The 13,727-nt window shown below is 45.0% G+C and carries 13 protein-coding genes; 4 read left to right on the top strand and 9 right to left on the bottom strand.

Annotation, left to right across the window (positions count from 1 at the left end; all coding sequences use genetic code 11):
• Positions 1–241: 241 nt before the first annotated feature.
• Positions 242–1,684: a glycerol-3-phosphate transporter gene (glpT, locus tag LIN98_RS02725; RefSeq protein WP_005570215.1), complete on the top strand. Its 1,443-nt coding sequence runs from the start codon at positions 242–244 to the stop codon at positions 1,682–1,684.
• Positions 1,685–1,917: 233 nt separating this feature from the next.
• A complete protein-coding gene (glpQ, locus tag LIN98_RS02720; protein ID WP_148326225.1) occupies positions 1,918–3,015 on the top strand; it encodes a glycerophosphodiester phosphodiesterase in 1,098 nt (365 codons plus the stop codon).
• Positions 3,016–3,055: 40 nt separating this feature from the next.
• Here the strand turns inward: glpQ and dprA are convergent, their stop codons facing one another.
• The 6 genes from dprA to lexA form a co-directional block, all read right to left on the bottom strand.
• Complete coding sequence (gene dprA, locus LIN98_RS02715; protein WP_005567106.1) at positions 3,056–4,174, bottom strand: DNA-processing protein DprA; 1,119 nt, start codon at positions 4,172–4,174, stop codon at positions 3,056–3,058.
• Positions 4,175–4,393: 219 nt separating this feature from the next.
• Positions 4,394–4,843, bottom strand: coding sequence for a 50S ribosomal protein L9 (rplI, locus tag LIN98_RS02710; RefSeq protein ID WP_005544876.1), 450 nt, complete (start codon positions 4,841–4,843; stop codon positions 4,394–4,396).
• Between the two features lie 15 nt (positions 4,844–4,858).
• Positions 4,859–5,089, bottom strand: coding sequence for a 30S ribosomal protein S18 (gene rpsR / locus LIN98_RS02705; RefSeq protein ID WP_005541294.1), 231 nt, complete (start codon positions 5,087–5,089; stop codon positions 4,859–4,861).
• 12 nt (positions 5,090–5,101) lie between these two features.
• Complete coding sequence (gene priB, locus LIN98_RS02700; protein WP_005567107.1) at positions 5,102–5,428, bottom strand: primosomal replication protein N; 327 nt, start codon at positions 5,426–5,428, stop codon at positions 5,102–5,104.
• Complete coding sequence (gene rpsF, locus LIN98_RS02695) at positions 5,415–5,792, bottom strand: 30S ribosomal protein S6 (protein WP_005541284.1); 378 nt, start codon at positions 5,790–5,792, stop codon at positions 5,415–5,417. Before rpsF ends, priB begins: the two co-directional genes overlap by 14 nt.
• A 151-nt stretch (positions 5,793–5,943) precedes the next feature.
• The gene (gene lexA / locus LIN98_RS02690; RefSeq protein ID WP_005544873.1) at positions 5,944–6,567 is read right to left on the bottom strand and encodes a transcriptional repressor LexA; all 624 of its coding nucleotides are present in this window, start codon (positions 6,565–6,567) and stop codon (positions 5,944–5,946) included.
• 207 nt (positions 6,568–6,774) lie between these two features.
• Between lexA and plsB the strand changes: the two genes are divergently transcribed.
• The gene (gene plsB, locus LIN98_RS02685; protein ID WP_005567108.1) at positions 6,775–9,213 is read left to right on the top strand and encodes a glycerol-3-phosphate 1-O-acyltransferase PlsB; all 2,439 of its coding nucleotides are present in this window, start codon (positions 6,775–6,777) and stop codon (positions 9,211–9,213) included.
• 40 nt (positions 9,214–9,253) lie between these two features.
• On the opposite strand, the gene LIN98_RS02680 is transcribed toward plsB, so the two are convergent.
• Complete coding sequence (locus tag LIN98_RS02680; RefSeq protein WP_005592166.1) at positions 9,254–11,098, bottom strand: ABC transporter ATP-binding protein; 1,845 nt, start codon at positions 11,096–11,098, stop codon at positions 9,254–9,256.
• Positions 11,099–11,185: 87 nt separating this feature from the next.
• Positions 11,186–12,103 (bottom strand): cupin domain-containing protein, encoded by a 918-nt coding sequence (locus LIN98_RS02675; protein ID WP_005541277.1) that lies wholly within the window; start codon positions 12,101–12,103, stop codon positions 11,186–11,188.
• A gap of 103 nt (positions 12,104–12,206) precedes the next feature.
• On the opposite strand from LIN98_RS02675, the gene LIN98_RS02670 reads away from it, so the two are divergent.
• Positions 12,207–12,548: a carboxymuconolactone decarboxylase family protein gene (locus LIN98_RS02670; RefSeq protein ID WP_005567111.1), complete on the top strand. Its 342-nt coding sequence runs from the start codon at positions 12,207–12,209 to the stop codon at positions 12,546–12,548.
• Positions 12,549–12,644: 96 nt separating this feature from the next.
• Here the strand turns inward: LIN98_RS02670 and LIN98_RS02665 are convergent, their stop codons facing one another.
• Positions 12,645–13,688, bottom strand: a complete 1,044-nt coding sequence (locus LIN98_RS02665; protein ID WP_005567113.1) for a glycosyltransferase family 9 protein — start codon at positions 13,686–13,688, stop codon at positions 12,645–12,647.
• Between the last annotated feature and the right edge of the window lie 39 nt (positions 13,689–13,727).

The following is a 13,727-nucleotide window of genomic DNA, read 5'->3' as shown; positions in this document are numbered from 1 at the left end:
TTTGCCAAAAAACTAAAACTAATTATTTATTCCCATATTCCCCTACATTTTATGCGCAAAAAGGAATATTTCTTTTGGGTTTTTGCGCTTTATCATTTCGCATACAATCAAATGACAGGTATTTTTGTGATACTTCTCACAAAATCCCATAAATATTCTTTTCTGTTTTTGGATTTCTTTTATTATTCCACCGTGCTCTTCATAAAAGACAATTTGACTTAATGAACATTTGGAGAATTTTATGTTTGGTCCATTTAAACCGGCTCTACACATTGCAGAGTTGCCGGCAGACAAAATTGATTCCACCTATAAACGTCTTCGTTGGCAGGTATTTGCCGGGATCTTTTTTGGCTACGCTGCTTATTATTTTGTGCGTGCAAACTTTGACTTGGCGCAACCGGGCTTAATTCAAGCTGGTTTATACACAAAAGCTGAGTTGGGGGTTATCGGTTCTGCGGCAGGTTTAGCCTATGGTTTATCAAAATTCGTGATGGCGGGGATGTCAGACCGTTCTAACCCGCGTGTATTCTTACCGTTCGGTTTATTACTCTCCGGTTTATGTATGACCTTAATGGGCGTGTTCCCATGGGCAACTTCCGGCATCGCCATTATGTGGGTGATGATCTTCTTAAACGGTTGGTTCCAAGGAATGGGCTGGCCTCCATGTGGTCGTACCATGGTGCACTGGTGGTCTAAATCCGAACGAGGGACTATCGTGTCCATTTGGAATACTGCGCACAACATCGGCGGTATGATGCCGGGTGCGATGGTGTTATTGGCAAGTGCGATTTTCTTCAGCACTCACGGTGTGGAAGCGCAAGCAAAAGACGTATGGCAACAATCCTTATACTATCCTGGTATTGCTGCCATGATCTGTGCAATTCCGGTATATTTCGTGATGCGTGATACCCCACAATCTTGTGGTTTACCCTCCATCGAAAAATGGCGTAACGACTACCCGGATGACTATAACGAAAAAACTTACGAAAATGACTTAACCGCAAAAGAAATCTTCGTAACTTATGTATTGAAAAACAAATTGTTATGGTACATCGCCATTGCTAACGTGTTCGTTTACTTAATCCGCTACGGCGTATTGAAATGGTCTCCGGTTTACTTGAGTGAAGTGAAACACTTCAACATCAAAGGTACCGCATGGGCATACACCATTTATGAATTGGCGGCCGTTCCGGGTACATTACTTTGCGGTTGGGTATCTGACCATGTATTCAAAGGTAAACGTGGCTTAACCGGTTTCATCTTTATGATTTTAACCACCGCAGCGGTAGCCACATACTGGATGAACCCTGCAACACCGGAAGCTGAGCTTGCAAACTACAGCGCATGGTATGAAAACCCATACCAATTAACCGACTTTATTTTGATGACCTTAATCGGTTTCTTAATCTACGGCCCTGTGATGCTAATCGGCTTGCACGCCCTTGAACTTGCACCGAAAAAAGCGGCAGGTACCGCAGCAGGTTTCACCGGTTTATTCGGTTACTTAGGCGGTACCGTGTCTGCATCAGCAGTTATCGGTTGGGCAGCCCAACACTACGGCTGGGACGGCGGTTTTTACGTGATGATCGGCGGTGGTATCTTAGCGGTCATCTTGCTCTTCATCGTGATGATTGAAGAAGGCAAACACAAAGCGAAATTAGGAGATACTTACGGTACCAAATAATTAGCGTAAAAAAGGCGGCAGGCAGATCATGCTTGGTCGCCTTTTTTGTAACTAAAATTCAACTACAGGAGTCTTAAACCTACCAAATTAACTTGCCTTCCCCTGCTTGCGGGGGAAGGTGGTGCGAAGCGACGTAAGGGGGCCACATCCCCTTCGGCACTTCCCTCCGTAAACGGAGGGAGGGATATAAAAAACAAGCCTAAAATCAACCGCACTTTCAAGGAGAAATGCTTATGAAACTTAAAACGTTAGCCCTTAGCTTAATTGCAGCAACCGTTTTAGCCGGTTGTAGCGCAAATTATCACAAAGGTTATGATATGGATAAAATTATTATTGCCCATCGTGGCGCCAGCGGCTATTTACCGGAGCATACACTGGAAGCAAAAGCCCTTGCCTTTGCCCAACACGCGGATTATTTGGAGCAAGATTTAGCGATGACAAAAGACGGTCGTTTAGTGGTAATTCATGATCACTTCTTAGACGGATTAACCGATGTGGCGAAAAAATTCCCGAATCGTCACCGCAAAGATGGTCGTTATTATGTGATCGATTTTACGCTGAAAGAAATTCAAAGTTTGAATATGACAGAAAACTTTGAAACTAAAGATGGCAAACAAGTTGCCGTTTATCCGGGACGTTTCCCGCTTTGGAAATCCCACTTCAAGATTCATACCTTTGAAGATGAGCTTGAATTTATTCAAGGGTTAGAAAAATCGACAGGCAAAAAAGTGGGGATTTATCCTGAAATCAAAGCACCTTGGTTCCACCACAAAAACGGTAAAGACATTGCCGCAGCAACCCTTAAAGTGTTGAAAAAATACGGTTATGACAAAAAAACCGACAGGGTTTACTTGCAAACTTTCGACTTTAATGAGTTAAAACGCATTAAAACCGAATTGTTACCGAAAATGGGCATGGATTTGAAATTGGTTCAATTAGTTGCCTACACCGATTGGCATGAAACCGAAGAAAAAGATGCCAAAGGCAAATGGGTGAACTACGATTACGATTGGATGTTCAAACCGGGCGCCATGGCGGAAGTGGTGAAATATGCCGATGGTGTGGGGCCGGGTTGGTATATGTTGATCGACAAAGAAAAATCCAAACCGGGCAAAATCGAATATACGCCTTTAGTCAAAGAATTAGCGCAGTACAAGATTGAATTACACCCATACACCGTGCGTAAAGATGCCTTACCGGACTTCTTCACCGATGTGAACCAAATGTATGATGCGTTGTTGAATAAATCCGGCGCCACCGGTGTGTTTACCGACTTTCCGGATACCGGCGTGCAATTTTTGAAAAACAAAAATAAATTGTTTTCAAAATAGTTATATGCAGAACGGAGCGTTATGATCCGTTCTTTTTTTGTCAAACCCGCCGATATAACCCGTTCTCACTGATAATTAAATCCTGTAATTCCAGTTCCAACAGTTGAATGAGAATTTGATCAATAGACAAATTAAGGGTGGTTGATAAGTTATCCGCGCTTATCGGATTATAACCGATCAAATTATATAACTCAGGATGAGACGGTGTGACCGGGGGTGGTAATGAGGCGGACGTCGTTTTCGTTATAGCGGGAAAGTGCGGTCGATTTTGCGGGCGTTTTTTCCATGTCATTTGTGGCGCAAGATTTTCTAAAATATCTTCCACGTTTTCGACCAGCATTGCGCCCTGTTTAATAAGCTTATGGCAACCTTGGCTGAACTGACTTTGAATATTGCCCGGTAGTGCAAAAATTTCTCTCTTTTGTTCTAATGCATAGCGTGCTGTAATTAATGATCCGCTACGTTCGGTGGCTTCAATAATTAAGGTTGCTAATGATAACCCACTGATAATGCGATTGCGGCGGGGAAAATTTTCTGCAATAGGCGGTTGTAGCGGAAAAAATTCAGAAACCAACGCACCGCCATGTTCAATAATATTCTGCGCTAATTTGAGATGTTTGGCGGGATACACTTCTTCCAATCCGCTACCTAAAACCGCGATGGTCGGTTGTTTTAAATCGACCACAGCCTGATGACAGAAACCATCAATGCCTAATGCTAACCCGCTGGTAATGATGAAACCATTGGTAGTTAATTCCGTGGCAAAATATTTCGCCCAATATTCACCGTAACTTGAACATTGGCGGCTGCCGACAATAGCGATTTGTTGCTGTGATAGCGCACTTGTCGCGCCTTTGACGAACAATACCGGCGGCGCGCTTTCGATTTGTTTTAATAATTCGGGATAATCAGGGTGAAAATAATCAAGAATATGATTCCCTTCTTTTTCTCCCCACAAGAGTGCCGGTTCAATGTAGCGCTGTTCCGGATGAAACCATGCTTGAATTTGCTGTGCGTTCCAGCCCATTTGCGTAAATGCAGCCGCGTCGTAATATTGCAATTCGAATAAATTGATTTGCGCAAGGATTTTATGAATTGTGGTAGGACCCAGTTTGGGAATTTGTAATAGGCGCAGTAAAAGTGCTAAATGTTTGTTCATATTTTTCCTTGCTCTTTTTTAAAGGGCCAATTATAGGCAGAGAAAAAAGAAACTGAAGAAATAAAGGTGGAATTTGTGATCCGGATCGTAATTTAGTAAAAAAATAGAAAGAAATATCGGTGGTGATATGAGGATTAAAAACGCGCTATAAAACGACCGCACTTTCCTCGGCAAATAAAAAACCCGGTGCGATGACCGGGCTTTTCGTCGAGAATGGAATTATTCGGCAACGATAATCACGTTTAAGTGAGAGAGAACTTCGCCATGGAATTGGAAAGTTACTTCATGTTCGCCTAAAGTACGGATTAAACCGTTTGGTAAACGAACTTCACTTTTCGCCACTTCAACGCCTTTTGCAGTGATTGCATCAGCGATGTCGCGGGTACCGATAGAACCGAATAAACGACCTTCATCACCGGCTTTAGAGGCGATGGTTACGGAACCTAAGGCTTCTAAACGTTCTGCGCGGTCAACAGCGGCGGCTAATACTTTGGCTGCTTTTTCTTCTAATTCGGCACGACGTGCTTCGAAGTGTTCAATGTTAGCTTTGGTTGCCATAACCGCTTTTCCTTGTGGGATTAAGTAGTTACGGGCATAACCGGATTTAACATTTACTTGATCGCCCACTTTACCTAAGTGTGCAATTTTATCTAAAAGAATTACTTGCATTTGACCTTCCCCTTCTTAGTGATGATGCGTGTCAGAGTAAGGTAATAACGCTAAATAACGTGCGCGTTTGATTGCGCGGGCTAATTGGCGTTGGTACTTCGCACGAGTACCGGTAATGCGGCTTGGTACAATTTTGCCGCTTTCTGAAATGTAGTTCTTTAATGTAGCGATATCTTTGTAATCGATTTCAACAACATTTTCCGCTGTAAAACGGCAGAACTTACGACGACGGAAATAACGTGCCATTTGGCTGGTCTCCTAATCTATAAATTCGATTTGCTCGGCGTGTAAAACTAATTGTACTGACCCATTATTTAACTGATGGGTGGTTAAAAAACCTTGAATTAATACTTTACTGCCGACCGTAATGCCTTGAGTTTTTTCTACTAATTGATTGCCGCTCACCTGAACCGGAATTTTGCACCAGGCTTGCCGCGTTAAATTCGCTTCTACCCGGTTTGAACGATGTTCCAATAAAAATTGGCAATGTTCGATTCCGCTCGGACTTTTGCGTCGTTTAAGATTACCGGCAACGATACCGATAATGGATAAACGGTTATCAATGTTTAAATTACTCTTCAGCATCCTCAAAATCGTTGGATTCAACTTCAGTTAAAGCTTTACGATCGTCTTTTGCTTTAACCATTGGGGACGCTTCGGTTACGGCGTGCTTAGTGTGAATAACAAGGCTGCGCAACACAGCATCGTTATAACGGAAAGTCTTTTCTAGCTCGTCGATTACTTGTTGAGGCGCTTCTACATTCATAAGCACATAGTGTGCTTTATGTAATTTGTTAATTGGGTATGCTAATTGACGGCGACCCCAATCTTCTAGGCGATGAACTTGACCGCCGGCTTCTTTTACAGAACCGGTGTAACGTTCAATCATGCCCGGTACTTGCTCGCTTTGGTCCGGATGAACCATAAACACGATTTCGTAGTGACGCATTACTGCTCCTTACGGGTTAATCAGCCTCCAACGTAAGACCAGTCACCAATCTTGTGGAAGCAAGGAACTAATTCGGATGTGACTGAGGGCGCAAATTATACACTGAATCAGGGCGTTTGCAATAAAAGTGCGGTGGATTTTTCCGATGTTTTTACATCCACGCGTTATTGCGAATAATCCCCACGGCAATGCCCTCAATTTCAAAATGCGTCGGTTGGGTGAGATCCACGACAATCGGGGAAAATTCTTCGTTTTCTGCGTGCAAATAAACCACGGAACCCTTACGTTCCAAACGTTTTACCGTCACTTCATCTTCAATGCGCGCTACCACAATTTGCCCGTTACGCACGTCTTTGGTGCTGTGCACCGCCAACAAGTCACCGTCCAGAATGCCGACATCTTTCATGGATTGACCATACACTTTCAGCAGGAAATCTGCTTGCGGTTTAAACATATTGGGATCCACATGATAAGTGCCCTCAATATGCTGTTCGGCTAAAATCGGTTCACCCGCTGCAACGCGTCCGATTAATGGCAAACCGGCTTCTTCTTGTGAATGATCTTCCAGCAATAAACGAATGCCGCGCGAGGTGCCGGAAACGATTTCAATGACGCCTTTTTTTGCCAGGGCTTTTAGGTGTTCTTCTGCCGCATTAGGAGAGCGGAATCCCAGCTCTTTGGAAATTTCCGCACGGGTTGGCGGCATACCGGTGGTTTCAAGATGGTGTTTAAGAAAATCATAGACTTCTTGTTGTCGTGCTGTAAGTGGTTTCATAAAATTAACCTGTTATTTTATACATAAATAACTGGTATTATATACAGAAACCAATAGGGTGCAACTTTTCTTTTGTTAAAATATAACACGAACTTTCCTTTCTCTCAGAATTGTGCGGCTTATCACTAATTGGGCTGGATTTTTATGCTAAAATAGCGCAAAATTTACCCGTAGTCAGCGAAATAACGATATAAAAGGAAATTTATTATGGCTGCTTTTCTGAATGCTTATCGAAAATTGCTTGAGTTGCCGTTATCGATCTTAGTAAAGAACAATCCGATTCCCCATAATCCCATTGAAGAATTGGAACTGAATACCTCCCAACCTATCGTTTATGTCTTGCCTTACACCTCTGAAACCGACTTTTTGATTTTCCGAAAAAATTGTTTAAGTATAGGATTGCCGGATCCGTTAGAGCAAAATGAAATCAACGGCAATTTCTTACCGCGCTTTGTGTTTCTGGATGAAGGTCGACGCTTTTTTAAATCCAAAGGCGCGAAAAAAGAAACTACGGCGATTTTCAATAAATACCTGGAATTGCACCGCACTTCTCCTCAGTTAGATGTGCAACTGATCCCTGTTTCCGTGTTGTGGGGGCGTGCACCGGGGCGTGAAGATAAATCGGGCCTGCCGAATTTACGTTTGTTAAACGGGCTGCAAAAAACCATTGCCGCCTTATGGTTCGGGCGGGACACCTTCGTGCGTTTTTCACAGGCGGTATCGTTACGTTATATGGCGCGTGAACATGGTTTTGACCAGAAAATCGCACAAAAATTAGCCCGCGTAGCAAAAATGCACTTTGCCAAACAGCGTATCTCCGCCACGGGCCCGCGCCTGCCGAATCGTCAGGCAATGTTTAATAAATTATTACAACAGCCGGTGATTCTAGCCGCTATTGAAGACGAGGCGAAAAGCAAAAGTATCAGCGTGGAGAAAGCGCGCAAAGAAGCGGAAAAAATTCTTGATGAAATTGCCGCAAACGTCAGTTACGAAGGTTTGCGCGTGGCAGATCGTTTCCTACGTTGGTTGTGGAATAAATTGTATCAGGGCATCGAAGTGGAAAATGCCGATCGTGTGCGTAAACTGGCGTTGGAAGGACATGAAATCGTCTATGTGCCTTGCCATCGCAGCCATATCGACTATTTATTGCTTTCCTATGTTTTGTACCATCAAGGCTTAGTGCCACCTCATATCGCCGCAGGGATTAACCTGAATTTCTGGCCGGTGGGCGGTATGTTCCGCCGTGGCGGGGCGTTTTTTATCCGTCGCACGTTTAAAGGCAATCGTCTGTATTCCACCATTTTCCGCGAATATCTGGCGGAATTGTTCTATCGCGGTTATTCCGTGGAATATTTTATTGAGGGCGGACGTTCCCGTACCGGTAGATTGCTTGCACCGAAAACCGGCATGATGTCCATGACCTTACAGGCGTTACAACAGCAACAAAGCCGTTCGATTACCGTTGTGCCGGTGTATGTGGGTTATGAACACGTGTTGGAAGTAGATACTTACGCGAAAGAATTGCGTGGTGCAGCAAAAGAAAAAGAGAATGCCGGCTTGGTACTGCGCGTGATTAAAAAATTGCGCAACTTAGGCAAAGGCTATGTGAACTTCGGCGAGCCGATTACTTTGAGCAACTATTTAAATCAGCATTTCCCGGAATGGAAAGAGCCTTTGGAAGACCGTCCGCAATGGTTTAACAAAGCGGTAGATGCCGTTTCCAATCAGGTGATGGTGAATATTAACAAAGCCGCCGCCGTGAACGCCATGAACTTAACCGGCACGGCGTTATTGTCCTCCCGCCAACGTGCCTTATCCCGCGAGCAACTGTTGGAGCAACTTTCCAGTTATCAACAATTCCTGCAAAACGTGCCTTATTCCAATGATGTGGTGGTGCCGACGGAAAAAGCGGAAATCATGCTCGACCATGTGTTAAGCTTGGATCGCGTGGGCATTTTGCCGGAAAAAGACAATTTCGGCGAAATCGTTCGTTTAGAGCGTTCTTCTGCGGTGTTGATGACCTATTACCGCAACAATATTCAGCATTTATTTGTACTGCCGTCGCTTGTGGCTAATATCGTGCTGCATTATGAAGCCATTCAGAAAAATTTGGTGTTAGTAGCAATGCTGAAAATTTATCCATTCCTGCGTAGCGAACTGTTCCTGCATTTTACCCAAGAACAGCTGGCGGAACGGGTAGAGCACATTATTGCCGAATTACAACGTCAAAATATCATCAAGTGCAGTGAAAATATGTTGGCGATTAATAAACCAAACATTCGGATGTTGCAACTTTGGTCGGCAGGTGTACGTGAAATCCTACAGCGTTATTACATCACCGTGAATTTACTGCAAAATAACCCATTGATTTCCCGTGTGAATCTGGAAAAAGAAAGTCAATCTGTGGCACAACGCCTTTCCGTCCTACACGGCATTAATGCGCCGGAATTTTTTGATAAAGCCGTTTTCTCTGCGTTTACCAACAGCTTGAAAGAACAGGGTTATTTCAACGAAAGCGGCACCGCCAACACGGAAAAATTACAGGAATTGGCGGACATTCTCACTCATCTCATTTCCACCGAAATTTGCTTAACCATCAACGGCGCCGTGACCAAAGCGGAAGAAAAGGAGCACGAGGAAAATTAGTTAAATCCGATAAAAGTGCGGTCATTTTAAAAAACGTTTTTTAATCCACGTGCTCACTCAGGAAGCCGCCGCTTTGGTGTTGCCATAATTTGGCGTATAAGCCATTTTGTGCCAGCAGTTCGGCGTGGGTGCCCTGTTCCACGATTTGTCCGTGATCCAGCACAATCAGACGATCCATGGCGGCGATGGTGGACAAACGGTGAGCGATGGCAATCACGGTTTTATTTTCCATCATTTTATCCAGACTTTCCTGAATTGCCGCCTCCACTTCGGAATCCAGCGCGCTGGTGGCTTCGTCCAACAACAAAATCGGTGCGTCTTTGAGCATCACGCGGGCGATGGCGATACGTTGACGTTGTCCGCCGGACAATTTCACCCCACGCTCGCCCACATGAGCATCATAGCCGTGACGTCCCTGTGCGTCGCTTAGATACGGGATAAAATCCGCCGCTTCAGCGCGTTCCGCGGCATCCAACATTTCCTGCTCGGTGGCGGTTGGTCTGCCGTACACAATATTATCGCGCACGGAACGGTGCAACAATGACGTATCCTGCGTCACCAAGCCAATTTGACTGCGCAAACTTTCCTGTTGCACGTCGATGATATTTTGCCCATCAATGGTAATAGCACCCTGCTGCGCTTCATAGAAACGCAACAATAGATTGACGATGGTGGATTTACCGGCGCCGGAACGTCCGATTAAGCCCACTTTTTCGCCCGGTTTAATGGTTAAATTAAAGTGCGTCAACAACGGTTTAACCGGATCATAGGCAAAGCTCACGTCGTCGAATTTAATTTCACCATGGGTAACCTTTAACGACGGACAATTCGGTTTATCCAAAATGGTTTGCTGTTTGGTTAATGTATTCATACCGTCATTCACCGTACCGATATTTTCAAACAGGCGTGCAGACTCCCACATAATCCAGCGTGATAGTCCATGTACGCGCAACGCCATGGCAGTAGCGGTGGCAATGGCACCGACACCCACCAGCCCTTGTTGCCATAACAATACGCCGATGACGGCGGTACTTAAAATAAGCATCACATTGGTAATATAGGTCAAGGTATCCAGCGAGGTCGCCAAACGCATCTGGTCGTGTACCGTTACCATAAATTCTTCCATAGAACGCTTGGCATAACCTGCTTCACGGGAACCGTGGGAGAACAGTTTCACCGTGGCAATGTTAGAATACGCGTCGGTGATGCGTCCGGTCATAAGCGAGCGCGCATCTGCCTGCCGTTCTGCTGTTTTGGCAAGGCGCGGGATCAATAAACGCAAAATCGTGACAAACAACACAATCCAGACGATAAAAGGCAGGAGGAACCAACTATCTAATGAAACAAGAACCAGACCTGATGTGACGAAATACACTACTACATACACTAAAACATCAGCGATGGTCAGCACAGTATCGCGTACGGCAAGGGCAGTTTGCATCACTTTGGCAGACACCCGTCCGGCAAATTCATCCTGATAGAAACTCAGACTCTGTCCCAACATTAAGCGGTGGAAATTCCAACGCAAGCGCATCGGAAATACTCCCTGTAGGGTTTGCAGGCGCACGGCAGTGGCTAAAAACAGCGAGAGAATGCTGAGGATCAGCAAGCCCGCCATTCCCATGAGCAAATCTCCTTTTTCCTGCCATAAAGTTGCCGGCGTGTAAGCCGTTAGCCAATCAACCAGCAAGCCCATGAATTGGAATAGCAATGCTTCCATAATGCCGCCGCCGATGGTGAGTATCGCCAAAAGTAAAATCCATCGTTTCATGCCGTCGATACCGGACCAAATAAAGTGGAACAAGCCTTTCTCCGGCGTTTTCGGTGCTTGGTCGGGATACGGATTCAGTCGATTTTCAAACCAACTAAAAATTTTTTCAAACATCTCTTTCTTTCCCTAAACACAAAAGACAACCAATTTGTTGCCTTGCAGATTGCAACGCATTATAACGTAATTTCCCCCTAACAGATACTAAAGGGCTTCTCGCTTTCGATATTGACTTGGCGTCATACCGTAAGCAATTTTAAAAGCCTTACTGAAATGCGCCTCCGATTGATAGCCCACCTCCAGCGCAATCGCCAATATGCTTTTCTGCGTTTTATTTAATAATAACGCTGCCTGCTGCAAACGCAGTTGAGTCAGAAACTTGCCCGGTGCCATGCCGATAGTGTGTTGAAATACGCGCATAAAATTCGCTCGTGACATTGCCGCCAGTGCCGCCAAGGTGTCCATATTCCACGCCTGTTGCGGTGCGTTTAACAATTGTGTCAACACCGGGTTCAAACGCTTATCCTGAAAACCGGCGAGTACGCCTTGATTTAGTTGTTCGTTTTGCAATCCATGACGCAGAATATAAATAAATAACACAGTGACCAGCGAATCAATCAAGGATTTCGCGCCACTACGCGTTTTATCCGCTTCCTGTTGTAACACCTGAATAAGCGGCAACAACGGCGTATCGCGCAAAGATAAATGCAAATACGACGGCAATGCATCAATTAACAGTGATGGTTTGTTGTAGTACAGCATCCCACAGAACATTTTTAAATCCGGCGAATTCTGACCGATATGGTAAACCTTAAATAAATCCTGCTGATCTTCCTGTGCATCAGACGGCGTAATTCGGGTTTGAATAACATTGTCCTGCGCCTTACTGGCAATAAAGTGCGGTCGATTTTGCGGGAGAAAAAAGAGCTCGCCGGCTTGTAAATGAATCTGTTGATTTTCTAAGGTCAGCCAGCAATCACCTTGTTCAATTAAGTGAAAAGCGCCCACATATTGGTTTTCGTCGGCATCATGTCGCACCTGCCACTCGCCTTGAAACAAACAGCGAATATTCACTTCACCGCTCACCTGCGCTAATTGAATAAGTTTATCTAAGCAATCCATAATGAGATTTTAAATATAAAAGTTAAGACGAATTGGCAAGTATGATACAAGAATTTTCCTATAATTTATCTCGAAATTTAAACACATATTCAAGGAGAAAATTATGTTTGCAGATTGGAAAAATGATGTTGCCCATGTGAAAAAATCATTCGGCGAATTAGGTAAAAATTATCCGAAAATGTTACAAGCCTACGGTGCATTAGACGCAGCTGCCTGTGAAGGCAATGTGTTAGATGCTAAAACCCGTGAATTAATTGCCCTCGCCGTGGCGGTTACCACCCGCTGTGAAAGCTGTATCGGCGTACACGCCGCCGAAGCGGTCAAAGCCGGCGCAACGGAGGAAGAGGTCGCCGCCGCACTTGCTATGTCTATCGCGTTAAACGCAGGCGCCGCTTACACTTATTCATTACGCGCATTAGAAGCTTACAATACACAAAAAGACTAATTGATTTAGTTAAGATCAAATACAGTCGGCACCTTTTCGGTGCCGATTTTTTATGGAAAATGTCGTCAGGATCCACCAGATTTTTTAACCGCACTTCTACAGTAAATTCAATGCCTTCATCTGCGCAATCACATCCTGCACGTCAATTTGCGCCATCAGATTCTTCCCTTTTAGCTTCGTTGCCCATGGCAGTTGGGAGGAAGGCTTACCATATTCTTGTTGCACATTTTGTTCATACACGGAAACCACATTGGTGAGGTTACAGTAGGGGCCGGTGCGTAGTGGGTTGTGGTAGGCGTATAAACCAATAACCGGCGTGCCTTGTGTGGTAGCGATGTGCGCGGGACCGGAATCCGGCGAAATCACCAAATCCACTTCGCGAATTAAAGCGGTAAGTTCGGTCAAGGTTAGCTTGCCCGATGCATCCGTCGGTTCAAAATTACATAGTGCTTTGATTTCCTCAATCATCGCCAATTCGCGTGGTGCGGGCGAGCTGCATAAAATCACATTCACGCCATGCTGATGAGCAATATTTGCAACTGCAGCATAACGTTCCGCCAGCCAATCTTTTTCTTTTTTGCTGGAACACGGAGAAATCAGCAGATTTTTGCGATTCGGATCAAGGTAGCGCCGCACTGTCGCCAGATCCGCTTCCGTCACCGATAAATCCCATTGCGCCGGCGCAGGCGGCACGCCGAGCTCATCGGCAAATGCCATAAAACCGTCCAGCACATGCGGATTAGCGGGATCCTGAATTCGCCGATTCGTAAACAGCCACTGTCCTTCCCGCGCCCGCTGTTTGCCAAAACCGATACGATAGTCGGCATGAATCCCGAGGGATAAAATCAATGCGCGAAACGCCGTTTGCATATTGAGCAGCGCGTCAAATCGGCGATGTTTCAGCTGCCGCCATAAATTCCACACGCCACGCCAACCGCACTTTTTGTCATACACGATAAACTCAATGCCCGGCACGTTGCGCAACAATTGCGCTTCGGTTTTGCCGATAATCCAAGTGATTTTGGTGTCCTTCCAATAGTGTTGAATATGTTGCACCGCTGCCAACGCATGGCAAACATCGCCGATGGCGGACAAACGCAGAATACAAAGGGATTTGGGAGCTTTAGTGAAAAGAGCCATGGGTTTCCGTTGATCTCGGTTAAATTTGGGAATTGGCGT

It is taken from the genome of Aggregatibacter actinomycetemcomitans (assembly GCF_023518055.1).
In the GTDB taxonomy this organism is placed as follows: Bacteria; Pseudomonadota; Gammaproteobacteria; order Enterobacterales; family Pasteurellaceae; genus Aggregatibacter; species Aggregatibacter actinomycetemcomitans.
This window is presented reverse-complemented; position numbering and strand designations above follow the sequence as displayed.